Below are 25,716 nucleotides of genomic sequence, written 5' to 3' on the forward strand. Positions count from 1 at the left end.
GCCCTCGCCCAGATTCAGCCGGCCGAGCCAGGGGAGAGCGGACCATACCGCAAGTACGAATAAAGGGCATCGGTCGGCAACGCAGCCCAATTACCCGGGTAAATCTCCCCATGCTCCGGTTCAGAACAGCAGGTGATGTAATGCGTCATGAACCGATGAATCTGAACCGGCGTACGAATCTCCACGGCATTCGGAGGAATCTGCAGTTCTTGGAACGTGTGCCCCGAGTATGAGTAAGCGAGCCGCCGATCACGCGAACGCGCCTCGTTGGCCGTACGCGCGTTCCACACGCTGACCCGCAGGGACAGCGAATCCACCAGCCACAACTCGTAGTCGTCGCGATGATCGGCGAGGTGGGTGATGTAGCGGCCCATGACGGTCCGCGCGACGACCTCGGCCCGCTCGGCGAACGTGATCCCGTCGGAGTGCTCGCTGGGCGCCGGGTGCCAGCCCTTGGCATGCTGGTCGGTGTATTCGACCAGGTAGACGAACTCGTCGGCGATCTCGGGTGCGCCCGACTCGTCGAGTTGATCGGCCGCCATCGCCGAGAGCCGAGCCCAGTCAGCGATGCCCGCATACAGCGTCGCCTGCTGCCTGGATGGCGGAACCCCGTCCTGAGGGGTGGTCTCGTCCAGGTTCGGCATGTTGAGCAGGGCCGCGACCTGGTGGAGCCGGCGAGGGGGAACCAGACGGTCCCGCGCTTCGGTGAGATCGTTCGTCACGGCCTTCAGTGTGGCGTGGCACCCAATGGCGAGTCATAGGAAAGCCCAAAAGATCTTCCTAGCGCTCTTCCCCTTAGGCGGAATGCGCGCTTCAGAAGCCCCTTTGTCCGGAAATATCCGGACAGCCCGGAAGTTCTTCCGCCCAACCCCGAAACCCTGCCCTGGACCCGGGACCCGACCTGCCATTGACCACGCTCTGGCCGAGTTTTCCCGGATCGCCCCTCGGCCAGGCTTCCTGCGTCATCCTAGGCATACGGTCAGCGTCGCCGTCTCCACGGAGGGTCACGCATGTCGCTCTTCCCCTCGTCGGCATCCGATTCGCAAGTGTCGCTACGCAAGCTGGCGACCACCGACTTCCTGGTGGTCGACGCACCTCCCGTCGCCAGCGTGGCGCAGGAGGTCAGGTTCCTCGTCGTCCGTACCTCCAGGGATGGCATCGTCGGGCTGTTGCGCGGCGGTTCCACGGCAGGTCCGGATCAGGCCCCGGCGGCGGGGGCGCTGGTCGTGCCGGAGGAGACCCCGATCGGGGACCTGCTCGCGCCGGGCGCGGCGAGCCTGTTCGACATCGATCCCGACCCGGCGGGAGTGGTGCTCGTCTCGCCCACGGGAGCGCCGACGGCTGTCGTGCCCCAGGAGGTCATCGACGACTTCTTCGCCACGCAGGCCGCCGAGCGCTCGCTCGGTCCCGGTGGAGAGGCGGGCGACAACCGGTTCCCCGACCTGCCGGATCAGGGCCGGCCGCACTACCGGCTGCTGTGCCGGGAGCCCGGGTGCGGCTGGCCGAACGAGATCACCGAATGGAACCGGCTCCGCCCGCTGAAATGCGGCAACCCGGTCATGGAGCACGACATCCGGCTGTACGCATAACCCGGGGCGACGCTGATGCTGCCGTTGCTGACAGGCCCGGTCGATCGTCGTTTCATGCTGACCGCGGTGCTCCCCGCGCTCCTCCTCTGCGCCGGACTGTTACTCCTCTGGGCGTACGTGACCGGCCTCTCCCAAGCGCTGGCCGGGTGGAAGGCGCTCGACGCCACCGTCCAATGGCTGCGCTGCGGAGCGTTCGCCGTCGTCGTCGCGTTCGTCTCGCTGCTGCTCACCGCGGCGCAGCCCAAGCTGGTCGAGCTGTTCGCCGGAACGTGGCCGACACCTCTCGGACGGGCCGCGGCGCGCGTCTGGTCCGCCTACCACAGGGCGCGGCTGCGGCGCTGGAAACGCCTCAGCCGCACCGGATCGCGGCACAAGCAGGCCCGCGCCCGCAAGGCGCTCTCCACCGTCTACCCGTCCCCCGACGTGCCCGAAGAGGTGCTGCCGACCCGGTTCGGCAACGCGCTGCGCCGCTCCGAGCAGTACGCTCGCGCCCGCTACGGCATCAGGCCGAGCTCGGTGTGGCCCCGCCTGCAGCCGATGCTCAGTCAGCAGTCCCTCGTCGACCTCGCCGCCGCCCGCACCAACATGATCCTGATGCTCACCCTCACCGTGGTCGCCTGCGTGTTCACGGTCGCCGCGCTGGCGGCCCTGGTGCTCTCCGGCCGCGAGAGCCTGCCGACGGCCGTGTGCGCCGCGGCGGGCCTGGTCGTCACCCTGGCCGCGCACCGGGCCGCCACCCCCGCGGCGGTGCTGTACGGCGGGCATGTCGAGGTCGCGTTCGACCTGCACCGGCGCACCCTGCTCGGGCAGCTCGGGATCGAGCCGCCGGACACGCTGCAGGACGAGATCGTCCTCTGGGAGCGGCTCGCCGCCTTCTGGGACGACGGCATCCCCTTCGACGTTCCCTGGAGTGCCGGATGACCCTCGCCGACCCGCTGTGGTGGTGCTGTTTCGGCGTCGCCGTGGCCATCTGCGTGGCCGAACACCGGCGGACCCGGCCGCGTCGCCGCAGCAGGATGCCCGCGTGGCGCCGCAGGGCCGTCCGCAACAAGCAGGCGCTCTCAGCACTGCTCGTCATAGCGATCTTGGCCGCCGTCCTCCTCGTCCTCACCCCGGTCCTGCGGCCCGTAGCGGACACGGCGGCCGGAGCCGTCGTGCTCGGCGTGCTGCTGGGGCTGCTCTCCTTCGCCGGCCTGACGTACCTGCCGGTGGCGGCCACGATCACGTACGGCCCCGTCCTGGGGGACGAAACGCTCTGGGCGGCCGTGGCGCTGCCGGTCGTCGCCGCCGGAGCGCTCGGCGAACTCGCCGACTGGTGCATGACCTCCCGGGGCTGGAGCCGGGATCCAGGCTGGCGACTCGAACGGCTCCGGTGGGCGACCTGGTCACTCCGGTCACGCAACGAGCAGCGTACGGCCGACCGCGAGCAAGGCAGAGCGGACCAGATCGCCCGTCAGCGGACGATTCTCACCGTCCCGCCCAGCCGCTGGGGGGCTTTCAGCCGGACGCTGCTGTGGTCGCTGATGATTCTGCCCGGCGCTGTGGTCGTGCTGGTCTCGGCGGGGGCGTTGGCAGGGGCGGTGCCGTCCGGGCTGCCGCCCGGCTTCCTGATGGCCTCGCTGCTGGGAGGCTGGCTCGCGATCCTGGTGGTCGCCGCGTTCATCACCGTCACCAGCGGTGACGCACCGCTCGCCCGGGAGGCGCTGTCCACCGGAGCCGTCGCCGAACTGGCCCTGATGGCGTATCTCGTCGCGGGCCCGTTCGGTGACTGGCTGGCCTCGGCCTGGCCACGGGACGGGTCGCCGCTGTGGACCCTGGCCGTCGTGGGCGTCTACCTCCTGGACTCCCACGCCCACAGGCCGCTCCGCACGTCCGTCCCGGCGATCAACGCCGCGTACGCGGTGGTCATGTTCCCGGTCGGGCTGCTGGCGCTCACGCTGTCGGACAGAGGACTGACGCTGCTGCTCATCGGCACGCTCGTGCACCCCCATCCCGGCATCGTCATGGCCGGGCTGACGCTCAGCATGATCTACGTGTTCCGTGCCGGGCTGGTGATGTGGCGTCTGCCGAACCCGAGGGTGACGATCGCCCGGCTGCGCCGCAGCCCTGAACTGCAGCGGCTCAAGCTCTGGGGATCGTGGCTGCACACGTGGGAGAGCGGACTCCCGCGGCGCAGAGGCATGGATCTCATCCGGTGGCTGGGGATCGTCCCGCTCCAGATGAGCCAGGGCGTGCCCGTACACCGCCGGGGCGCGGTCCACCAGCAGCCGGGGCTGTCCGAACAGCACATGCTGCCGCTGTTCGACCTGGTGGAGGAAGGGCTGGAGCTGGCCGGGCGGGTGGCAGAACGCCAGCCGGACACCGTCCAGGACAAGATCTTCGAGGCCATCCGCGGGGAACGGGGATGGGCGACGCTGATGCACTCCCAGACCCTGCTCGCCCTGCGCCGGATCGAGGAGGCGGAGATCCTCGGCGCGCAGGCCGTGGAGCTGTTCGACCGCACCGAGCGGCGGTCCGCCGCCGCACTGGCCCGGGTCGCGCACGGCATGACCCTGGCCGAGCTCGGCAGGGACGGCGACGCGCTGCGGCTCCTGCGCGGCGTGGCCGACGACGCGGCGATCGATCCCGGGGTGCGAGAGCTGGCGGCCCGCCGCGGGGTCCCCCTTGCCCCGCCCGGGGCGGACCAGGCCTCCTGGCTCGAGCTCGCGGGAAGCGTACAGTCCCCGGCGGCTTTCAAGGCGTTGCTGAGCGAGGACGAGGAGCCGCGCGGTGAGCGATATCCGCCGCTCACCCGGCACGCGATCCTCGCCGTCGGCCGGCGGATACTCAAGCGGCTGCGCCGGTCGGCCGCCGACGGGACGGCGCTCTATCCGACACCGTTCACCGCGCACCTCGAACTGCTCGCGGGCGCCCGCGAGGACGCGTCCGACGGCCGGACCCGACGGGCGCGGCGGGAGCTGCGGCGAGCCCTGGCCTGGGCCAAGGCCAACGGCCAGCGGCTGGCGGCGGCCGAGACCGGCATCGAGCTCGCCCGCCTGGACCGCATGGTCGACCCCGGCAGCGCCTACCGGCTGCTGTCCGAGGCGCGCGCCACGCTGGAGGAACTGCGCGCCGACTACCTGGAGCCCGACGCCCGGATCACGCAGGGCAGGCTGCTCGCCGAGGCGTGCGCCATGACGGTGGACCTGCTGACCGCCGGTGTGCCCGGCCCGGCCCGGCTGTGGCCGGCGGATCCCGCCGCCGCCGCGCTGGAGGTGAGCGAGCTCGGGCGGGCGCGTGTCCTGCTGGAACTCCTGGGCGACGGCGTGCTGAGCAGGGCGAGCGGGCACTGGGCGGCGGCCGAGCGCCGCGCGATCGAGGCCGAGACTGCGGCGCGTACCAAGGTGTCCGGCACGGACGGCGCCGCCAGGGCCGCGGCGATCGGCACGTGGCGCACCGCGCTGCGGGAGCTGAACGAGGTCTGGGCAGGCATGGAACGCCAATCAGCCGCACCGGAGCTGGCCGAGTACGCGGCGCTTCGCCGGGGCACCCCGGCCGGAACGAGCGAGATCCGCGCGCTCCTCACCGGGTCCGCGACACTGCTGCTCGCCTTCCACGTCACCGAGGGGCCCGTGGTCACCTTCGGCGTCACCGGCGCGCACGACGGGGTCCGGGTGATCCGCGACCCGCACTCCGGCCTGAAGGCACGGACCCCGGATCAGCGCCCTGGCCAGGCTCCGGGCACGCCGAAGGAGCTGGCGAGCCGGTTCCTGACCGAGGCCGGGGAGAACTACGCGGGTCTGCCAGCCCCTGCGCTCCGCTGGAGCGAACCGGGCGACGTCATCTGCCTGGTCCCGCACGGCCCGCTGCACCAGGTGCCGCTCGGCGCGCTCGACCTCGATCTCGGCGACGGGGTCACGGGCCCCCTGATCACCCGCAACCCGGTGGTCTACCTGCCCAGCGCCTCGGCGCTCCGGCACGTCCGAGCGCGTACGAAGCCGCGTACGGGGCCGCGAACAGGGGCCCGGCGCGCCGGGGCGATCGTCGTGGCGGACACGATGGCCGACGCGCCCGTGGTGCACGGCCGCCTCCAGGCCGCCGATCTGGCTGCCCGGTTCGGCGCCCGCGTCCTCAGCGGAGCCGAGGTCACCAAGGAGCGGGTCCTCGCCACCCTCGCCGAACAGGGCCGCCTCGACGTGCTGCATCTGGCCTGTCACGGGTTCTTCGACTCCGAGGAGCCGCTCAGGTCCGGCGTTCACCTGGCGGGAGGCGACCTCCTTACCGCGGCGGACATCCTCGACCTGCGCCTGGACGCCGACCTGGTGACGCTCGCGGCCTGCGACAGCGGGCTCGGCAGGCACCGCCCCGGCGACGAGCTCATCGGCCTCACCCGCTCGCTCCTCTACGCCGGAGCGGCGTCCGTGCTGGTCACGCTCTGGAAAGTGGAGGAGATCTCGACCGTGCTCCTGCTGCGCGAGTTCTACGCCCGGTGGGCGTCCGGCACGTCGAAGGCCGAAGCGCTTCGCCAGGCCCAGCTCTCGCTCGCGGCCCTCCGCCCGGACCGGCTGATCTCCTACCATCAGCAGATCCGCGCCGAGCTCGGCTCATCGGACGCCGGCACGCGACGACAGCTCGACCGCGGATTCGCCGACGCGCTGCTCAAGGCCCGCCGGTTCGCCGAGGCGTACGCGGCCTACGAGGGACTGCTCGAGGCCGCCGCGCCGGACTCGCCGGAGGCCCTGGAGCTCACCGCCCTGCTCGCGCGCTCCCGCCGGGCGAGCCGGGCAACGCCAGCGCCGACCGGCTACCGGCCTTACGCCGATCCGTACTATTGGGCGGGGTTCACCCTGGTGGGCGCCTGGGAGTGACCTTGGGCCGCCGGTAAGTGGACGGCCATCGCGTGATCCTTCGAACGGTGTGCATCCACGAAGGAGGCCAGGCGATGGCCGCAGATCACAGTCTGACGGCCGAGCAGTCGCCGGCCAGGCAGATCGGGACCGGGGACTCCGACTTGTTGCACGCGGGCCTCAGGTCTGATCGGCGGCTGCCGAGCCGTCCGAATCCTGGGTCACGGGTTCCGGGCCGTTGCGGAACCGGTAGCCGGTCGACCGGAGATGCCGGTATTCGAGCACGGCCAGCACCAGGGCCGTGGCGGCGCCGCAGAGGTTCAGCGTGAGCCACAGCCAGTCGGGCACGCCCTTGGTGTCGCGCGTGATGAGCTCCTGGCCGCTGATCAGCAGCATGAGCACCGTAGTGCCGATCGGCGCGAGCAGCGGATGGACCTCGCCCATCCAGAACCCGGTGCGCGCCGCCCAGTAGATCGTGCAATACCAGAGGCCGAAGAACCAGGGAACGAGGACGATCGCCGCGAGTATCGCCACGAGAACCCAGAGTGCCGCGCTCCCTGAGGCGTTGATGTCGATGTCACTGGTGAACTCGGCCTCACCATTGGCCAGCGAGGCGAAACTGAGGTTGCCGGCCGCGGCGAAAATCAACACGATCGGCAGGTAGAAAAGGGCCAGCGCGAGCACCGAGCGCCCGATCAGCCGGAGCACGCCGGGCAGGAGCTGAGCGCGAAGTCCGGAGCGCGTGACGACGAATATCGTGAGCAGCGCCAGCGGCAACAGGATGACGGCCAGCCGCCCGGTCTCCATCGCCTTCTGGATGATGTTGCCCCAGACGTCCTGGTAGTGGGAGGTCGCCACCAGGATCACGCCGAGGCCGATGATCGATCGCCAGAACGCCAGCCGGTCCAGCATCCGGTCCTTGGGCGACGGGCCGACCCGGGGCTTGTACAGGAACTTCGCAGTCATCCAGGGAAAGAGCACGGTGGCGACGACGCGCCAGGTCGATTTGCGGCCACCGGGATCGAGCCTCTGACCGTCGTTCGTCTGCACTGCGGACATCTGGCTCCTCTGCGATATCAACCCGGTACCGCGGACCCCTCGTCTAGCAGGTTGACCGTATAACCAGCGAGTTGGTTCGCACATCCGGTCAAATGTGAGTGGAGTCACAAAGTGCTTGGCGACCCGATCAACTCAGACAGCATCGCAGGGCTGCTGGAGCAGCGGGCCTGGGCTGCGCGTTTGTCGGTGGCGTGCTCTAGCTTGCTCATACCGACCGGCGTGGGAGGCAAGGATGAACGCTGCCGAACTGCTCGAGCCGCCCAAGCTGTGGGAGGCGGCCGAAGTTCTCGGCCGTCCCGGCCCAGGCGGGTACGTTCACGCGAGGTAGAGGCGTTCGCGGAAGGCTCCGCGTTCTTCGCGTTTGGCCGCTGCCACTGCTTCGATCGTGGCCCAGTCGTGCCCGTGGACCGCGGCTAGAGCGCGTAGGACCTCGTACACGTCAGCTATCTCGCCGGTTACCTCGTCTGGTGACGCCTGGCCGAGCTCGGTGGACTCCTCGAACAACTTGGCCACCAGAGCATCCCGGTAGGCATCCTCGGGGAGCACCGTGACGGCCGGTTCCTGGCCGCTCTGGCGAATGATGTCCGGAATTTTGTCTCGCACCAGTTTCCCCATGTCCCGGAGTCCTCCAAGGTCAGTACGGCAGAGGTGCTGAGCCTACTGACCTTCAGTGACATCCTCCTGATCGCGAACTACCCTTAACCGGTCGAGATCGTGATCAAGGCTGGCATGTGCTGATGAGTGTGGAGTTCTTTCGCGAAGAGCCGACTGCCCGCTCCTCCTGGCGGCTGGCGGTGCTCATGGGCGCCAACGTGCGCACGTACAAGTTCGCCTTGGGCGAGGCGCTGCTGGGCGCTGCCGCCGAGGGACGTACCGACATCCCGCTCAGCGAGCTGGCCGAGCCGTACGCGATGAGCCTGGTCGAGCACCTGGCCCACGCGCCGCAGGCATCATCGAAGACCGCCGCAGGCGAGCTGGACTTCCTGACCGTGGCCCAGCAGGAGGCCGCGGAATCCGTACGGCACGGTTCTCCGACCGGGAAGCTGCTCGCGGCTGCGATGAAGTCGATGCCCGCAATGGTGATGCAGAAGTTTCACAACCTGCGGGGGAGTGGCGCGTCTGAGGTGCCGCACCGCTTCTACGAAGTCACCGGCACTGGCCAGAAGCGGGTGGTCAGGCTGACCGAACACCTGCGTGAAGTCGCTCTGTCCGAGCAGCGGGAGAACCTTCAAACGGAGCTGGCGGCGAGGTGGAGCATTGTCGAGACGTCATTCGCCGCCGGCGTGGGACGGAGTCTGATCGAAGAGGGCATCGCGGTCGACCTTGAGACGCTGCGCATCACGGACAAGGAGCGGCGGCGTTCGGTAGCGGGGGTCACCGAGGCCGTCATCGGCTTCCAGCATGGCCGCTGCATCATCTGCGCCGAACCGCTCATCGTCGGCGTCGACGCGATCGTGGTCGACCACGTCTTCCCGTACTCGTTCAAGCGGCTGCTGCGCGGCTCTGCTGCCATCGACTTGGACGCCATCTGGAACCTCGCCCCGGCGCACGGAGCCTGCAACGGGCAGAAGAGCAATCAGCCGCCTACTGAGGGGCAGCTGACTCGCCTGGCGCTTCGGAACGAGGCGATCATGCAGTCACCTCATCCGTTGAAGAAGACGCTACAAATGATCTTGAAGCGTCATGGCTACACGGGCGGGCGGGTGGGCGAATGGTGGGACTTCATCCAGACGGTCCGTAACGAGCTGCGGTGATCGCTGCGATGGGGTCGTCCCGTCAACCTTGTGGTCACCGTGAGAGCTCAAGTACGCGGGCGACCTTGCGAGGTCAACCAGTCTGCCCTCGTGATGGGCGAAAGCTATGGCGGTGTCCTTCACCTCGAACGAGGACAGCCCGTTATCCGGACCTGGCCCGTACCCCCCTACCTCGCAGGCAATCCGTCTCTCGCGGGATGGCACGATGTGCGACAGCCCCACTGCTCTATGCCTGATCTGAGCGACTTGCGTGAGGACCGGGTGGCTCAGCCGGCGGTTGCCTTGGCGTAGTGGAATACCTCAGGTGGGAGCCGGTGGTCTAGACGCCAGACGAAGCGGACGGGTCGCTCGCCCTCGTGGCTCACGTACCGCATCGGCCCCGCGTACGTGTACGGCGGGGCGCCCAGTCCTTCGTCGCGCTTGGACTGCCTGATGAGGAGGTGGATCGTGGATTCGCCCGTCACGTAGCGGCGGGCGGTGGCGGCCGACGAGCGTAGGGTGCTCTGCGACTCCCACTGGAACAGGTCCTCGCTGATCGCCCGGTCGGCGTACAGCGTGGTGGGGGAGTAGTGGTCCTCCAACTTGTCGATGGTGACGAAGAACAGGTCCGCCCGGTGCTCCTGCACGTATTTGACGCCCTCCCGCATGTGCGCGGGCTTGTCGATGCCGAAGGCGGCCAGCACCTCGTTCTTGCTGTAGCGGGCGTGCACGTGCAGAGGCACGACGGGGTCCAGCGGCGGGGCCACGTGTCGCAGGCCGGAGCGGAGCACGTTCGCCAGCTCTTTCAGCTCATCCGCGCGAGCACCCGTGAGGCGGGCGAATCGGGTCTCCATCCCGGAGATCGGTTCGGTGCCGCCCCACAGCATCGCGTCCAGCATCGCCATCAGGCGTAGCTCGCGCGGCGATTGTGGAGCCTTTCCGGCCAGCACCTCGGTGAGGAAGGCCAGGCGTTCGACGTCGTCGATGTGCAACATACGGCCGAAGGCCCGTCCGAGCGCCTCGTCACCCGGCGTGCTGCTGAAGCCTGCCGCGTGCCGCAGTGAGGCCCAGCCCTGGCGGCTGCGACGGTAGAGGTCTTCGACGTCCAGCCCGGTCTCCTGCAGGAACGTGGGCAGACGAACGTCTCCGAGGTCGCGGAGTTCTCGTGCCAGGTCCCGCCAGCTGAGGTTGAGGGCCTGCCGGACATTGTCGAGGACGAGTCGGCGTACGTCCCGGTCCAGGTCGATCACGCAACCTGCCGGCAGGGTGGGGAAGCCCTGCTCGATTTCCCGGGCGATGCCGGTACGGCTGGCGCCGGTGAGCGCTCGGTAGCGCCGGTCGAAGCGGAACTGTTTGTGCTGGTGGCCGACGAAGTCGAGCACGGTCAAGCACGGCTTGTCCTCGGCCAGCCGTAGCCCACGGCCGAGCTGCTGCAGGAAGACGGTGGCGCTGTCGGTAGGCCGCAGGAACAGCACGGTGTCGATCTCCGGGACGTCAACGCCCTCGTTGAAGAGGTCGACGGTGAACACGGCGTTGATCTTGCGGTCTCGCAGGTCACGTAGTGCCTGGTCCCGCTCGTCACGCAGGCTGTGCGCGGTGACGGCGACGGAGGGGAGCCCGGCTCGGGTGAAGCGGTCGGCCATGAAGCGGGCATGGTCGATGCTCACGCAGAAGCCGAGGGCGCGCATCCGCCCGACGTCGCCGATCTTGCGTTGCAATGCCTCCAGGACCACGGCGGCACGGCGGTCGTTGCCGGTATAGACGTTGGAGAGCTGGCCCACGTCATACCCCTGGCCCCGGCGCCAGCCGATCTGACGCAGGTCGGTGCCGTCGTGGACGCCGAAATACTGGAACGGGGCCAGCAGTCCGCGTTCCAGCGCCTCCCACAGGCGGAGTTCGGCGGCGATACGGCCACCGAACCAGTGCTTGATGTCCTGCCCGTCGGCGCGTTCCGGTGTGGCGGTCAGGCCCAGGAGCACCTTGGGCCGAACTCCGGTGAGCAGTTTCCGGTACGTGGCGGCCTCGGCGTGGTGGAACTCGTCCACAATCACCATGTCGTAGCGGTCAGGCTCGAGGAGCGGGTTGGCGTCCAAGGTCTGGATCGAGGCGAACACGTGCCGCCACTGCTCGGGGCGGGCGCCGTCCACGTACAGCTCGCCGAACGTCTCATCTCGCATCACCTGCCGGAAAGTGAGCAGGCTCTGCCGCAGAATTTCCTTGCGGTGAGCGACGAACAGCACCGACTCCGCCTGCCCGGCCGCGCGCAGCCGCCGGTAATCGAGCGCGGCAACGACGGTCTTGCCGGTGCCGGTGGCCATGACGACAAGGTTGTGCCACCGGTTGTGGATCTGCCGTTCGGCGTCGAGCTCGTCCAGGATTTCCCGCTGGTAGGAGTACGGCCGGACGTCCACGTGCGCGAAGTCGAGCACGACGGCCCGCCCGCCGGCCCGTTCGGCGGACAGGGCGCGGTCCAGCCGCTCGGCGTCATGCTCCGGGTCGTAGGGCTCGAACGACGGATCGCCCCAGTAGTCGTCGAAGGTGGCGCCGAACGTGTCGATCAGGTGTGGCTGTTCGGCCTGGGCGAGGCGGACGTTCCACTCAAGGCCGTGACTGAGAGCGGTGCGCGACAGGTTGGAGGAGCCGACGTAGGCGGTGGACAGGCCGTTGCCGCGGTGAAACAGCCACGCCTTGGCGTGCAGCCTGGTCATCCGGGTGTCGTAGGAGACGCGGATCTCGGCGCCCATGCCCGCCAGCCGGTCCAGCGCAAGGCGGTCGGTGGCGCCGATGTACGTGGTGGTGACCACGCGCAACCTGCCGCCACGCTTTAGGAATTCGTGGATCTCCTCGGCCAGGACGCGCACGCCGTTCCACTTCACGAACGCGCACAGCAGGTCGACGTGATCGGCGGAGGCCAGCTCGCGCTTGAGCTCATGGCCGATCTCCGGCTGTCCGCGGCCGTTGACCAGCAAGGCGCTTCCCGTGAGAGGGACCACCGGCCGCGCTGGGAAGCGCACGCGCCCGCCCGCGTCCCGGCCCCTGGCGATGCCCAGCAACTCATCTGCGGCTTCAACGAGTTCCTCGGGTGAAGCGGCCTCGGGTACCAGTTCACCGATCAAGTCGGCGACCCGGTTGACGATCTCCACCTGCCGCGCCAGCCGCACCGTGTCGCTCTCACCCCGCACCGAGCGGAGCGCCCGGCGAGTGAGGGCAGCCAGATGCCGGGCCAGTGTCTCGTGAGAGTCGGCGAGATCCAAGGACCGGCGATCGATCAGGTCGCGATCGGACACCGCACGCAGCAAGGCGCCCACCTCGCGGGTGATCAGATGCTGGTAGACACCCGGCTGAAGATCGCTCACCTCGGCGACTATAGGACGCGGCCGGCCAGAGCGGTATGCCTTTGCCGAGGTCGAAAAGTGCCTCCCTACTGCGGCTGATGGTGAACTGGATCAAGTGGTCGACTAGATCTGGCGCTGGGGCAGGGGCGGTGAGCGCACCTGTACGAGTGGCTGCTTCTTCTGTGCGTCCTGGGACATTTGCAGCGGCACGACAACCCGTCTAGGCAGAGCCTGGGAACTGCTTAAGGGAGTACGGACCGTCCTGCGACACGAGCGCCGACCATCCCGTCTACCTCATGATCGACAGCCTCTGGCTGTTGAGACTCGCCGTGGGGCAGAGAGTCAGCGCCCGAAGCTGGGCCACTGGACGAGGGCCAGGCCGCCGGACGCGTACACCCTGATCTGGCCGGCCATGTCGGAGGAGCCTGGCCCGCTGTGCGCATCGCCGCTACCTCTGGACGCCAACTTCGCTTCGTCTCTCCACCAGGACCTGCTGCACAGGTCGCCGCGTGTGCAGGCCACAGCGCGGAGGTCCACTTACATGTCTACGCCAAGTGCATCGTCGGGCACGACGAAGGTGCCAAGCGTCGCATCCCTCTGAGTACGTGGGAGCCCTATCGCCGACCTGCACATTACCCCAGGCGGCAGAGGCCGTTCTGAAGCACTTCTATGAACCGGACATTACGGGCTTGCTGGGGGCTGGAGCGTGGAGGCGGTGCAGCACATCGGATCGTGGCAACAGTGTGGCGTGTCCAGAGCCGTGCGCACGTACAAGACTGCAGCGTCCCCCTAAATATGTCGAGCAACAATATGTTCTTTGTTTGAATACGCGATCGCCCACAGTCTGCGGAGGGCGACTGTCCAGATGCAATGCCAGCCCCACAGAATGATAGGAATATCAAGCCTTACTCGTAGAAAAAGGCCATGTTAACTTCGCTCCGGAACTCCCTCAAGTGCGTGGAGGTAAAGTGGCGGATCATTCTTCACAGTTAGCAGGCGGGACCGCGGCAAGGCGGATAACGTTCCTGGCCATGGTGGCGCTACTGCTGCCGTTATCGGCGTTCAGCCTCGCGGGTTCCCCCGCTGTAGCATCTTCCGCTCAGACCGAGACCATGGTACTGGCCGCAGAGTCGCAACCGAAAGTCCACCGTCCAGCACTGGAAAGACTCAAGCGAAACGCGGCTCGCAAGGGGATCTCCCTGGAGCACGCCGTGGCCGCTTACATCGCGCACAAGGCAAAGACGGATCCGGCGGCGACCGCGAACTGGCCAGACGGCCCCGTCGATATCCCCGACGTCACCATCGATGATCTTTCCGCCGCGCACCTCGAAGTCCTGAAGGGTATGGCGCAGGCCCAAGGCGTCAGTTTCAGCGAGGCCATCGAGCGCCACGGATCATGGCCAGCGGCCAAACAGAAGCTGGTCCAGCTCCAGCGCACCTTCAAGGGCGATTTTGCTGGTGGCGAGCGCGCCGCCGACGGCTCGCAGGTCTGGCTCGGCTTCAAGGGGGATATCCCGGCGCCGGCCGTAGAAACTGCCAAAACCCTGCCCTTCCGGGTGGAGCTACAGGGTCGCCTGGGCTACACCGAGGCCGAGCTGAACGACACGAAGAAGCGTGTGCATCGTGCCCTACGGGACGACCCTCGCTTCTCTGATGTGGCCAGCTACTACGACGCCAAGACCGGTACTGTGCACAGCCTCGTCGTCCCCGCACCCGCAGCTAAAGCGTCCGTCCAGGAGGACGCCGTCAGTTCGGCGGTGACCTCGCTGGTGACCAATCCGTCCATCACCGTGGACGTGACGGTCACGGAGAAGCCTGTCGCATCCAACTTCTCATCCACCACCACCGCCTCGGCCACCACCTCTGCCGCGGACCCGTACATTCGGGGCGGGGGGAACCTCGGAGACTGCACGTCCAACTTCAATGTGGTAGCCACCTGGGACTATGAGACGCGGCGCCATGCCACGGCTGGGCACTGCTCTAATGGCGCACCGACGAGAACATACTGCAACTATCCCGTTGATGGAGGCAACTGCACCGGGATCAGCTTGACCAACTCATGCTGGTTGGGTTGCGACTACGGTGAAGCTGCGCTGTACACCCGGGGAGGTCTAACGCTCACCCGGACCTTCTACTGGAGTTCCAACCAGAAGGCATACGTGGATGCCGAGGATCCCATCCAGTGGGTCGGTGATGCCGTATGCAAGTGGGGGAAGAGCACCGGGACAACTTGCGGTACTGTGCAGAGAACCAACTGGTCCAACGGCACCGTAGATAATCTCTACGTCACCAACGAACGTGCCGGGACCAAATGTGCCGGTGGTGACAGCGGCGGCCCCGCCTTCACGGGAGGCCCGTCAACAGGCTTCACCGCATATGGCATCGTCGTCGGAGAGGGTGCACTCGCTGGCGAGACGGCACTGTACTGCGCGTACAGCCACGTGACGGTGTACCGCGACGCCTTCGGCTACAGGATTTGGAACCGCGAATAGAGGGGCTAGGAGTAGCGTAGAGGGCTGGACCGCGGCCTTATAAGGCGGTCCAACCCTCCTTGCCAGAAGGGTGGTCTCCGTGAGACGAGTGTCCGCAATCGCTGCGATGCTTGTGGCGGCCGTGAGTCTAGTGGCCTGCACTGCAGACGCTCGCCGAAGCGGGTCATCATCCGCTGCCGCTCCGCCTGAACCGTGCCCGTCGGACAAGGTATGCCACGCCGTTATCGGCACCGATCCGGCCATCGCTGTATACCACGGGGAGTTCTACTCCACCTTGATGCCGTTGACGGCACGGCTTGAGTGGGTGGAAAGTGAGTCGTGTCTTGTGGTTACGAGACATGGCGATCACGATCGTCAACTCAGGACGCTGATCCCCCTATGGCCCGAGGGGACGAAACCGGTCCGAACATCAGACGGCAGACGAGGCATCGAGATTCACCAAATTGGACAGATTTTCGAGGGTGCATTATTTACGGCAGATGGCTCGGACTATCCGCCTAACCTCAAGCCGCCCGTCCCTGGAATCTCTACGCTTACTCAGCCGCCTGGCACGTGTACCGCCCATGATGGATTCTTCATCGTCGAGCCATCTGGGATTGGACGTTTGAAAAGTTAGTTTCGCGGGCTCTCTACGCTAGATGCGGCGCATAGTGCATTTGGCTGTAGTGGGGCATGCCAGGAGTCGTGCTCACGCATTTGGCGCGATCAGCTGCAAACGATCAGCAGCAGCCGGACATCGCCGGACACAAGAAGGCCATCAGCCAGCGCTTTCCCGGGTCAATCCCTCTTTGTCGCTGCTGGACGATGGGGTCTCGGCTGGATTTGAACCTGCGGCACCCGCTTTAGGAGAGCGGAGGCTGGGACGTAAATTTACATGGGCGGACCTGCTGAAAGACGGTGATGGGCTGGTGCGAGCTGCTTGATCATCCCGCACTTGTCCCGTGTCACCGCCATACGGATGTCGCGTGTCTGCCGATTGGAGGGACGGACAGCTTCGACGGCGCGCGAACCGGTTATTGGGGCGACAGCCGGCCCCGTCCTCGTTCTTCGCCTGAGTAGGCGCGCGGAGGTAACTGCGAGGACAACCATGCCTGCAACCGAGATATCAATGCTCCGTCGCGTTCCCCGGTCTTAGAAGTGAGCAGATCTTGCGCTGCGCTGCACCGCCACTCACCGCACGATCGGCGTACTGCCTACGCCTACCGCCGCACGTTCCGGCGTGAGGCTGCGCTCCTCGGCGCCCAGGCACGATCAGGAACCGCAGCACCTACTGTAGGAGAGCGGCAGACGTAAGGTTGGTGTAGGTGTCTGAACTGGGCGCGCCTGTTACGCAGCCCAAACCGCTCGCGAGATCCTCCCCCACATGGTCCGAACACGGTGCACGTCAGAAGGTCCCAGACCGCACACGCAGTTTGCGACCGAGTACAGGGCCATGTGGTGGCCGGGGCGCCGCTCTTATATATTTCCTTCTAGAACAATTCAGGAGTGCGGCCAGTGCTGGGTTCGTCGGACTGAGTCTGCTTCTCGCGACGGTCCTCAAGGAAGGCCTGAACCTGTTGGACTCGGCCGTTGAGTGCTGCTGCGAATACGGCGAAGCTAGCGATACTAAGTGGCTCTTTGTGTGTGCGTACACCGTCGATATAGGTCGTTGTGAGGAACCATCCAGCGTCGTACACCTTGTGCAACAAGAAACGCCTGATCATTTCTTGGTAGCGATCTTCGTATGACATGCCGACGTAGGTTGGATCGACTTCAAACTTCGCGCTTGTATCGCGATCTTTCTTGGTGGTTTCTTCGTCTTCTTGGAGGATGAAGACATAGCCCATCCAGGGGGCAATGGGTCCAAATGCTTCGTTCCTTTCCTGGGCGGCCGCTGTGTCTGTGGCAGTTCCAAGCGCTTCTTCAAACCTGTTGTTGATGTTCTTGGAGACACTGCCGATCTGTGACTTGAACTCGATCGCCGCGACTAGAATGCCATCATAGCTAACAACTAAATCCCACTGCTTCCGTGCGCGATAGTATCCAGGGAGGTAAGGCTTTCCGGTGAAGATATAATTATCTGGAATGCCAGCGTTAATGAGCTCTTGTCGTATGAGGGCCTCAAAGCCTTTCATGTGAAGATTTCTCTGGACACTCTGCTTGTCGCGATTAGTCCAGAAGACATCAAGTGCTTCGTCGATCTGCGCTCCGTGCACCGTGGCACTCCCCTCGGCCCGCTCCGTCGGGTTCTGAATGCGATCAAGGGTACCGGTGTACATCTCGCGATCAAGCCGGAGTAAAGTCCCCAGCAGGGATCGCTGCTGGCCTGTCTAACTGAGTGCTGTCGGATGCGGCTACTCACCGTCGATCTCTGCATCGCCGTGAAGGTGGCGTCCCCTATCGCGTGGAGAGCCGAACGCGAGAGACGGTCGGCTTGCGGCACGAAAGAGGCTCCGGGGGTTAGCATGCCCGTCACGTAGGTCGTGCGTGATGTGGGGAGCAAACCCGTACCTTGCCCAACTGGATGTCCATCGACCACCCATCCAGCAGCACGGCGACGGGAACACGGTGTCGGCCGCTTCTGGAGCAGGAAGAAGGGCCCCTGCTGCAGCGGAAACCGACCGGCAAGGAACGTGATCATCCGGAAGAGGCGCGTGACGACATCCTCAGGCGCTCAGTGGTCTTGTGGGCATAGAGGTGATGGGCCCGGTAAGCGCATGTGCGCGAACGATCTGGAGTGACAGCGACACATGGGCTGACCATGACCATCACGCGGACCACGTCTACCGGTCTGGGGCCAAGCCCGTGCTCATCGGCGAACTGCTCGGACCACCCACATCCGCACGCCTTGTCCAGGTCTTCGGGGCGTTTGTACAGGTCGAAGAGGGTGTAAGCGGCAGGGGATCATCCTAGGCTTGGCCGCCTTTGGCTCCAGATGGTTACGCTCGTTCAAGGGCCAAACAAGCATGCTGAACAGCGGGTATGGTCGGTCAGTGGCCACTCGCGAACTCTCCCGGACCGACAGCTTGCCCTTGCCCGTCTCCCTGCAAGAGGCAGTCTCGCACGGCGAAGTCTTTACCCGACGGTGGGTAGTCGAGACTGTCCTTGATCTTGTGGGGTACACCGCTGAATGCGACCTGGCCGAAATGCGCATTGTTGAGCCTGCCTGCGGTGCTGGCGCCTTCCTCAGCCCCATCGTGGAGCGCCTGAGCGCGTCTTGTCGAACCCACGGACGCTCGCTTCTCGAGGCAGTCGACGCAGTAGAAGCATTCGATCTGTTGGAGCGGAACGTTCAGCTGAGTCGCGACTTGCTGGTCAACCAGCTGGTTGCAGATGGGTGGGATCTCGCTGAAGTTGGGAAGGTAGTCCACTCCTGGGTCAACCAAGGCGACTACCTACTTCAGGAACAGATCACACAGACGGCTGACTTCATCGTCGGCAATCCTCCCTACATCAGGCTGGAAGATGTCCCGGATGAGCGTATGGCTGCCTACCGAGCGGCATGCTTGTCCATGGGCGGCAGGGCGGACGTCTACGTCGGCTTCTATGAGGTGGGCCTACGGAGCCTCAAACCTGGAGGACAGCTCGGCTTCATCTGCGCAGACCGCTGGATGCGTAACCAGTACGGGCAGAAGCTCCGGCAACTAGTGACCCAGTCCTACAGCATGGAACTCGTCTTGAGCATGCACGATGTGGATGCCTTCCACGAACAGGTGTCCGCGTATCCAGCCATCACGATCATCAGGAACGGGCCACAAGGCCCGGCCATTGCCGCTGATACGACACAGCATTTTGGCGCCTCAGAAGCTGCAGAGTTCATAGCGTGGACAAGAGTCGCCGATCAGATCAGGGTTGACCGTCCAACTTACCACGCGGCTCGACTTCCTCACTGGTTCCCAACTGGAGACTCCTGGCCGGCGGCCTCACCCGGCCGCCTCGCAATGCTGGAAGACCTCAGCGACCGTTTCGCCCTGCTGGAAGACAAGACGACAGGCACACGAGTCGGCATAGGCATCGCCACGGGTGCTGACAAGATCTTCATCACCCACGACAGAGACCTTGTAGAAGAGGACCGACTGCTACCCCTGGCTATGGTCCGCGACACCACTAGCGGCACCCTCAAGCGTGGGGACGCTTACCTGGTCAACCCCTGGGATACACAGGGCAATCTAGTGGACCTAGCACAGTACCCCCGCCTTGGTGCCTATCTCAGACGGCACAGTGCAGTCTTGAGGAAGCGCTACGTTGCCGTCAATCAGCCCGAACGCTGGTACAAGACCATCGACAAGGTGGACCACAGTCTCACTGGGCGGCCGAAGCTTCTGTTCCCCGACATGAAGTTGACCATCCACCCTGTTCTTGATCCCGGTGGGGTGTACCCTCACCACAACCTGTACTACATCGTCTCGAATACGTGGGATCTCCGTGTACTTGGAGGCCTACTCCTCTCGAAGGTTGCCGAAGCCTTCGTGGAGGCGTACGCGGTGAAGATGCGGGGCGGGACCCTACGGTTCCAGGCCCAGTATCTTCGCAAGATTCGCGTTCCTGACCCATCGGAAATGAGTTTCGAGGTCTGCACGGCTCTGATCGAAGCGTTTGAACGTCGTGACGTACAGGCTGCCACAGAGGCTGCTCTATGCGCCTACGGGCTATCTGAGCTTCCGGACTAGGAGGGGAACTCTGGTGACGGTCACCCGCCAGGACTTTGTGGACGCTATCGCCGCGTATTGGGGGGCAAAGCACACGCAGAGGGAGATGTCTGCGATCAAGGACGCGGTGGGAGCTGGCACGGCAGGTTCTGTGCGCGGAGGCAAGCACTTCGATGACATCGCGGCTCTGCTGGCTAAGTTCTTCCTTGAGGCTGGGTATGCACCGCGAGACATCCGGATCAGTAAGGGCCTGGAACTGCCTGGCTATTACCGTCCTCAGAAGAAGTGGGACGTTGTTGTAGCACATCGGAATACTTTGGTTGCGGCATTCGAGCTTAAGGCGTTAGGCGGTCCCTCGTTTGGTAATAACTACAACAACCGAGTAGAGGAAGCACTCGGTAGCGCTGTAGACCTCCGACGGGCCGCGCTGGCCGATCTCTTCCCAGGCGAGAAGCCATGGCTCGGCTACTTCTTTATAATGGAAGACGCCAAAGGGTCACGCTCTCCCGTGAAACCCAGCAATGGTGCGGCCTTCCCGATAGAAGATATTTGGCACGGCGCTTCTTATCAAGACAGATTTTCGATTTTCTGTCAAAGGCTATTGGCGGAAGGGCTATACGACGCAGTGTGCTACATTGCTTCGTCGCAGGTTAATCCTGAGCCTAGCGAGCCAACCAAGAGCCTCGATTGGCAGCATTTTTCTGCAGCTATCACGGCAAGAATCACCTATTTGAAAGAGTTGGGACTACCTGAGCGCGTGGATACGCTGCCACTCTGATCCTGCAAGCTCAGGGAAAGGGTTAGAGAAACGGAAGAGTCGCAAGGATGACAAACGTACGTCTGTCCAGACCTCATACCGCGGCAGAACATGCTTAGGAGAGCAGGGTAGCTCGGCCTATTTAGGCCGCTTAGGCTGGGCAAATAGCCTGCACGGCGGATGCGCGGTGCGTGATCACCCCATGCAAGGAATTGAGTATTCGCGAGGTACCTTTCGATGTTTCGGTATCCGAGAATGCGTCCGCCTTCCGGGCCACGACTGTGAGGGTCTCCAAGAAGAAGGCGTACATTCTCGCGGCGATCCGCGCGTTGCTCGCCCGATCTGGACGTGACAGCTTCACCCCGGCTCAGGTCGTTGCTGAGATAAAGCGTCGTGGAACCGGCTATGCGGACGCGACCATTCGGACCATGGTCACTGGGCACATGTGCCGCAACGCGCCGGACAATGCGGGGACGACCTATGACGATCTGGAACGGATCAACCGTGGAGTCTATCGCTTGAACCGTAACGGCCATGCAGACGATCGACTACAGAGGTAGATCCCAGCGAATTGCTGCTGTGGATGACGGTGCAGCCCAGGTTCCGGAGCGGCGGCGTGAGGGCCACGACCGTGACATCGTGACCGGATTGCGTGCCACATTGCCGGCGCCCGACAAGAATGGGCCTCGGCGTCGATCGCCCCGACACAGCCAGCGAGTGGCGAATGAGCGATCGTCACGGTCAAAGTCGATCGACATCCGCCGTAGGAGAGTGGGCGCCTCTCCGGCTCCTTAGGCATGTTGAGCTGGGCGAACGTCCTCCGGACAGTCCATGTCAGTGCGATCATCCCCTGCATATCCTCAGCCCGAGGGGGGAGCACCACGTCATCCGGTGGCAAGCCGACCCGGAGCGCAGGGCCGCCAGGCCCGAGCACCGGAAGCGGCGCGGCAGCCCAGCGTTTCCGCTTTCCGGTGTAGCAACAGCCCACGCCACGCCACGCGGTGCTCGACGGTACCCCAATTAGACCAGCGTCCCAGCTCTAGCGAAGAGTTCTTCAACCAGAACCCTCATGCGAGACACGATCCCAAGACGCTCCAGCTCCTGAAGTACAGTCTCCCGGGCCTTCCGGAAGTGCAAATCTGGCGTAAGAGTCAAGTTCGCAGCTGCCGTCTCTGCCTCGGCACCGAGCGCGGCGATCCGAAGATGCAACTGGTCGGACGAGTCAAACAAAGGGATGGGAGCGTACCATACATACTTATCAAAATCGCGGCCACCGAACAGTCCACGTGATTGCATGGCAGACGCTATTTTGTGGACCGCGTCGCTATTGAGAAGCGTTACAAGGTAATGGGCTTCATCAACACTACTAACTGCGCCCCAATACAGCTTCTGATCGATTATCGCACGCACATCCTTGATGCGAGCTGCAGCAAGATTGTTCCCAGCCTTCGTATAGACGACCCTGTGCGGGCTAGCGGGAACCTGGCTACTTAGCTGCCGATGAAAGTCGATTCTCTCCAAGAACGTTGAATTATCGCTCCTCCGTTTGTTCTGATCCCAGATCTCACTCGCCCGATTCCACCATTTAGCAAGTCCTGGATATTCTTCGATTTCCTCCGCTTCGAGGAGTCCATTCTGCCGGATAGGCACCACGGCCCGAAGAGGTGCAAGTGCTCTGAAGGGAGCCACAGTTTCGCCAAGGTGAACCGGATGTACAAACTGGGACTCAACATTAGCCGAGATATCCGGAACCGAGCTCCACGGCGGCTTCTCCTGAGTGGTTCGTCGAGATCGGATAGCTTTTCTTCCAGAGCCTGCGCCTAGAGGCTTTGATGGTGCTTCCACACAGAACAGTAGCGCTCTTGGGATGAGCACCGCCCCCTGTCTAAAACGAGTCCGATACGGCGAGCCGGCAGCTTCCCTCGCGCGTGTAACCTGATGTACGTATCCCTCGCTGACCGTGATATAGCTCTCGGCAGTAATCCATCGGACATCTGCCGCCGGAAGTCTTCCCTCCCAGTACTGCACGTCTGCGGAGAGTGCTTTGGCGCTCTCCGCAGAAAATACGGCTCTAATGACAGCCGACGGCACAGGAAAGATATTCGGACTGATATGCTCTAGATCCCACGCAGTATCGAAGGAAACCTTGAGACTGCCATGACCGGGGGACATCCATGCGCCGGTCCTGAAGCCCTCATATCCCTGCCGTGAGAGGGTAGCCCTTGGCATTACAAAAGCAAAGCTCCCCCCCACTTTTAGGTAGAGCTCTACCGCCCTCGTAACAAAAAGGGCCGACAAATCCCGTCCAGAGATTCCGAGCTTGCCCACCAGCTTGCGCTCTTTGGACAGCGTCGTAAATCTCCGTTGCATGGCGGGCGTCATGAATCGGTATGCTAGCCAAGGCGGGTTACCAATAAGAACGTCTACGCGATTTTCTGGCCTCGCCAGCCAGATAGGCCTAATGTAGTTCCGAACATAGTAACCCCAGATGTGATTCCGCCCGTCTGCGTGTAGTCGACACATCGTCGCAAAGGTAGCCTCGACGATAGGCCAATCACCTGGATGGATTCCTAGCCTGGTCAACACTGGGCGAATGCTGGGGTAGCGGCCTTGCCCAGTATAAGAAATAGCTCGATCCGCCATTTCCGCCACCAAGCGGTCAAAGATTTGTGCATCGGCCAGAACCCGTTCAGGAAAGACCAAATCGTCGCCGAAAAGCATCGACTCGGCGCCTTCGGCTAGGTCCGAACCTGCTGTGGGAATAGAAACTTCGCCTTGCGAAATAAAGCCTCTGTTCTGCTCCCATTGCACAGAATCGCCTAGGTATACGGGAACTGCTAGTGCCTCTCTATCTTCGGCACTCAATCGATCTGCACCAATTGCCATGAGATAAGTAACACGTGCTAGCGTTACTGACACAGGGTGAACGTCCACGCCGATTACATGCCTCGGAAGCTTGGCTAGTGCTTCGCCGTTGCTCATCCCGGACTCATCGGCGGCACGCAAGTATGCCTTGATGGCATGAAAAAGGAATGTCCCTGATCCGCATGAAGGGTCCATTACTCGCTGATGCAGCGGATCCTTAATCGTCTCGGACACCATACGCTCTGCGAGCCAGTCGGGCGTATAGTACTCTCCGAGATCTTTTCGGGTCTGCTGATTAATGACCGATTCGTAAAGCACCTTAAGCACATCATGTTCGATGTCGGACCAGTCGAATCGGGAGAGCCGGCGGGCTAAATCACTGACAAACTCTCTTCCGCTGGGGACCTCTAGCACCCAATCAAAGAAGTCTGCTTCAACGACTCCAAGAATGTCAGAGTCGCTAAAAGACTCCCCGCGCACCAAGCTCTGCGGCGAGAGCTCAGCTGAGGTCAGATCGAAGCCCAGAACTGCATGGGCGATAACTTCCGCTGTTAGAACCAGCAGGGTGTGGTCGACAAAAAGCTTGTCATCGTCCGTGAATGCCGACCCAAGTGCAGTTCGGAGCAACTTCGCCCAGAGATCCTTCTTCAAGCGAATCTCTGAGTTATTGGATGCCGTCTCATAGAGAGTTAGGAGAGAGGCGTGATCGAGCTTATATGCTGGAGAATCGGCCCCGAGTCGCCTCTTGATTTCGGCGGGTGTTGGCCGGATATCTTCCCTTGTTGCAAGGATGGCCTCAAGCCACGTCAGCAGCTGGTCAACTGCTGGATCGCTTGGATTAAGGCTTAGGCGAGCAACCTCCGAGAGCGAGCCCTCCGCGAGGTGAAAGAGATGCCACTCTGCACCATCGGTCAAGATTCCAACGTACCGGGTACCCAGTCGGTAAGTCTGGGCTTCGACATAACCCTTTAGCTGACCGATCGCTTCTTGCATTACCCCTGGACGCCTGAGATCACGCTTTACCTCAATAACAGCATGACCGATCTCTATATCAATGCGGCGACGGGTGCCATCCCTTAGCGGCTGCTCCATTACTGCAACCTGCGCATCAAGGATGTTGAGGTTGGCAGTCGTGAGCAGCTGCTTGATGTCGGCCTGTAGATCAGCCTCGGGTCTCATAGCGTCGCGAGCGGCGATGCGCTGGACCAGTTGCTCCAAGCGATCCACTTGCGACGTCATATGAAAATCCTCCATGCACCGGTGGTCTGGCCAGCAACTCTACGGCCTACCCTTCGTCTGAGCTACACATCTCGCCGCATGTCTCTATCCACCCGCCGGGTTCGGGCGGAACCCCGAGAGCTCCTCACCGTCGCCTTGGTACGCCAGGCAACGGCTCCGTTGGTGGGAGAACGTCGTCGACGGCTGCTGTCCGTTGTGACGGTTGGGCGCGTGGGTGGCGCTGGTCGCGACCGGCCGGAGAGCCGCAGCGCGGCCAGCGACCGCCCGACGCGCGGCAGGCCGCCGTAGGCGGGCTGCCCTTGAAGACGTAGAGAAAGTTCTCATCCGCCGGTATCACGTCTCGAAATGATCTTGGCGTGATGCTGGGCGCTCAGCCGTTGCCGCTGGTCGCGCCTTCGTCGCCGGCGCCCTTAACGAAGCTGCCCAGGTTCGGGACGGTATAGATCCTGTCGGCAGCTCTGAGGCGTTCCATGGCCTTGCGTACGGTGGGGCGGGCGACCCCGAACTCCTCCATCAGCTTGACTTCGGAGATCTTGAACTTGGCTCCCCACTCGCCTGAGTCGATCCGCGCGTTGAGGACCTCAAGGATCTGCTCCCAGCGAGAGCGATCCTCGTCGAACTCCCAAGTGCGCGTGTGCTCGACATATCTGGCCACACTACGAGGCTAGGAGGGCGCTTCATGCCCTTTCACACCGGCTCATGAAGCTTCATGGAGCTCCATGCAGTAGACAGGGACTTACAGGCTCGCTACTCTTGCGGTATGGCGTCGATGAGCGACAGGACAGAGCCCCTCCGGGTGGGGCAAGCGCGTACGCGCTCGGCCGCAAGCGCAGACGTACGTGCTGCATGGCCGGATCTATCCGCTCACTCATCGGCGCCCCTTCCCGTCAAGGGTGGAGGCGCTGTGGACGAGTTCGGGATCTATCACGGCGCTCACCCGGCTGCGGCGAGCCCCAACCTGACTGCGGTTCGCTGGTATCCCTGCGCCTCCCGCACCACCAATGTCCGTGTCCGCGACTACACGTGTGGCTGCCTGCCCGTCGTCTTCGAGCTCTGTAACGCCGCCGGCCTCGCCTTCATTCGCCGTCACCAACGCTCGACCTCTGGCACGGTCGTCACCGAAAGCGGCTGGGAGACCTGGAGTCGAACCGAGGCGCTCTGGAGCCACATCTTGAGAGGGGAAGCAGGCTAGA

At 64.1% G+C, this 25,716-nt stretch carries 16 protein-coding genes; 9 read left to right on the forward strand and 7 right to left on the reverse strand.

Features of this window, described 5'->3' with window-relative positions; translation table 11 throughout:
* Positions 1 to 14 precede the first annotated feature (14 nt).
* The gene (locus AB0G11_RS13860; RefSeq protein ID WP_219500097.1) at positions 15 to 722 is read right to left on the reverse strand and encodes a hypothetical protein; all 708 of its coding nucleotides are present in this window, start codon (positions 720 to 722) and stop codon (positions 15 to 17) included.
* 324 nt (positions 723 to 1,046) lie between these two features.
* Here AB0G11_RS13860 and AB0G11_RS13865 point away from each other — a divergent pair, with 324 nt between their 5' ends.
* From AB0G11_RS13865 to AB0G11_RS13875, 3 genes are read left to right on the forward strand one after another with little or no spacing between them, the layout of a single operon-like run.
* Entirely contained in the window at positions 1,047 to 1,589 is a 543-nt protein-coding gene (locus AB0G11_RS13865) for a hypothetical protein (RefSeq protein WP_357586042.1), read from the forward strand.
* A gap of 54 nt (positions 1,590 to 1,643) precedes the next feature.
* The gene (locus AB0G11_RS13870; RefSeq protein WP_357586043.1) at positions 1,644 to 2,510 is read left to right on the forward strand and encodes a hypothetical protein; all 867 of its coding nucleotides are present in this window, start codon (positions 1,644 to 1,646) and stop codon (positions 2,508 to 2,510) included.
* On the forward strand, positions 2,507 to 6,436 hold the full coding sequence (locus tag AB0G11_RS13875) for a CHAT domain-containing protein (RefSeq protein WP_357586045.1): 3,930 nt from the start codon (positions 2,507 to 2,509) through the stop codon (positions 6,434 to 6,436). Before AB0G11_RS13870 ends, AB0G11_RS13875 begins: the two co-directional genes overlap by 4 nt.
* A 159-nt stretch (positions 6,437 to 6,595) precedes the next feature.
* Here the strand turns inward: AB0G11_RS13875 and AB0G11_RS13880 are convergent, their stop codons facing one another.
* The gene (locus AB0G11_RS13880) at positions 6,596 to 7,474 is read right to left on the reverse strand and encodes a hypothetical protein (RefSeq protein WP_357586047.1); all 879 of its coding nucleotides are present in this window, start codon (positions 7,472 to 7,474) and stop codon (positions 6,596 to 6,598) included.
* Between the two features lie 315 nt (positions 7,475 to 7,789).
* A complete protein-coding gene (locus AB0G11_RS13885) occupies positions 7,790 to 8,089 on the reverse strand; it encodes a nucleoside triphosphate pyrophosphohydrolase (protein WP_357586049.1) in 300 nt (99 codons plus the stop codon).
* A 122-nt stretch (positions 8,090 to 8,211) separates the two neighbouring features.
* Between AB0G11_RS13885 and AB0G11_RS13890 the strand changes: the two genes are divergently transcribed.
* A complete protein-coding gene (locus tag AB0G11_RS13890) occupies positions 8,212 to 9,228 on the forward strand; it encodes a hypothetical protein (RefSeq protein WP_357586051.1) in 1,017 nt (338 codons plus the stop codon).
* A gap of 266 nt (positions 9,229 to 9,494) precedes the next feature.
* Here the strand turns inward: AB0G11_RS13890 and AB0G11_RS13895 are convergent, their stop codons facing one another.
* Positions 9,495 to 12,563, reverse strand: coding sequence for a DUF3427 domain-containing protein (locus AB0G11_RS13895; protein WP_357586053.1), 3,069 nt, complete (start codon positions 12,561 to 12,563; stop codon positions 9,495 to 9,497).
* Positions 12,564 to 13,573: 1,010 nt separating this feature from the next.
* Here AB0G11_RS13895 and AB0G11_RS13900 point away from each other — a divergent pair.
* Positions 13,574 to 15,034, forward strand: coding sequence for a S1 family peptidase (locus tag AB0G11_RS13900; protein ID WP_357586055.1), 1,461 nt, complete (start codon positions 13,574 to 13,576; stop codon positions 15,032 to 15,034).
* 1,469 nt (positions 15,035 to 16,503) lie between these two features.
* Here the strand turns inward: AB0G11_RS13900 and AB0G11_RS13905 are convergent.
* Positions 16,504 to 17,292, reverse strand: a complete 789-nt coding sequence (locus AB0G11_RS13905; protein ID WP_357586057.1) for a PaeR7I family type II restriction endonuclease — start codon at positions 17,290 to 17,292, stop codon at positions 16,504 to 16,506.
* Between the two features lie 714 nt (positions 17,293 to 18,006).
* Here AB0G11_RS13905 and AB0G11_RS13910 point away from each other — a divergent pair.
* The 3 genes from AB0G11_RS13910 to AB0G11_RS13920 all read left to right on the forward strand — a co-directional run bounded on the left by AB0G11_RS13910 (position 18,007) and on the right by AB0G11_RS13920 (position 20,979).
* Positions 18,007 to 19,683, forward strand: a complete 1,677-nt coding sequence (locus tag AB0G11_RS13910) for an Eco57I restriction-modification methylase domain-containing protein (protein WP_357586059.1) — start codon at positions 18,007 to 18,009, stop codon at positions 19,681 to 19,683.
* Positions 19,684 to 19,696: 13 nt separating this feature from the next.
* Positions 19,697 to 20,440, forward strand: coding sequence for a PaeR7I family type II restriction endonuclease (locus AB0G11_RS13915; RefSeq protein WP_357586061.1), 744 nt, complete (start codon positions 19,697 to 19,699; stop codon positions 20,438 to 20,440).
* Between the two features lie 170 nt (positions 20,441 to 20,610).
* Complete coding sequence (locus AB0G11_RS13920; RefSeq protein ID WP_357586063.1) at positions 20,611 to 20,979, forward strand: hypothetical protein; 369 nt, start codon at positions 20,611 to 20,613, stop codon at positions 20,977 to 20,979.
* Positions 20,980 to 21,439: 460 nt separating this feature from the next.
* Here the strand turns inward: AB0G11_RS13920 and AB0G11_RS13925 are convergent, their stop codons facing one another.
* Together AB0G11_RS13925 and AB0G11_RS13930 are read right to left on the reverse strand one after the other, a co-directional pair.
* Positions 21,440 to 24,463, reverse strand: a complete 3,024-nt coding sequence (locus AB0G11_RS13925; RefSeq protein WP_357586065.1) for an N-6 DNA methylase — start codon at positions 24,461 to 24,463, stop codon at positions 21,440 to 21,442.
* A 430-nt stretch (positions 24,464 to 24,893) separates the two neighbouring features.
* The gene (locus AB0G11_RS13930; protein WP_357586067.1) at positions 24,894 to 25,178 is read right to left on the reverse strand and encodes a winged helix-turn-helix domain-containing protein; all 285 of its coding nucleotides are present in this window, start codon (positions 25,176 to 25,178) and stop codon (positions 24,894 to 24,896) included.
* Between the two features lie 249 nt (positions 25,179 to 25,427).
* Between AB0G11_RS13930 and AB0G11_RS13935 the strand changes: the two genes are divergently transcribed.
* Positions 25,428 to 25,715 (forward strand): hypothetical protein, encoded by a 288-nt coding sequence (locus AB0G11_RS13935; RefSeq protein WP_357586069.1) that lies wholly within the window; start codon positions 25,428 to 25,430, stop codon positions 25,713 to 25,715.
* Position 25,716 lies beyond the last annotated feature (1 nt).

This window comes from Nonomuraea sp. NPDC023979, assembly GCF_040639085.1.
GTDB lineage: Bacteria > Actinomycetota > Actinomycetes > Streptosporangiales > Streptosporangiaceae > Nonomuraea > Nonomuraea ceibae.

Coding starts and splice junctions, on each gene's coding strand:
- AB0G11_RS13870 (WP_357586043.1), top strand. CDS start 1,644: ATGCTGACCGCGGTGCTCCCCGCGCTCCTCCTCTGCGCCGGACTGTTA.
- AB0G11_RS13875 (WP_357586045.1), top strand. CDS start 2,507: ATGACCCTCGCCGACCCGCTGTGGTGGTGCTGTTTCGGCGTCGCCGTG.
- AB0G11_RS13880 (WP_357586047.1), bottom strand. CDS start 7,474: ATGTCCGCAGTGCAGACGAACGACGGTCAGAGGCTCGATCCCGGTGGC.
- AB0G11_RS13885 (WP_357586049.1), bottom strand. CDS start 8,089: ATGGGGAAACTGGTGCGAGACAAAATTCCGGACATCATTCGCCAGAGC.
- AB0G11_RS13890 (WP_357586051.1), top strand. CDS start 8,212: ATGAGTGTGGAGTTCTTTCGCGAAGAGCCGACTGCCCGCTCCTCCTGG.
- AB0G11_RS13900 (WP_357586055.1), top strand. CDS start 13,574: ATGGTGGCGCTACTGCTGCCGTTATCGGCGTTCAGCCTCGCGGGTTCC.
- AB0G11_RS13905 (WP_357586057.1), bottom strand. CDS start 17,292: ATGTACACCGGTACCCTTGATCGCATTCAGAACCCGACGGAGCGGGCC.
- AB0G11_RS13925 (WP_357586065.1), bottom strand. CDS start 24,463: ATGAGACCCGAGGCTGATCTACAGGCCGACATCAAGCAGCTGCTCACG.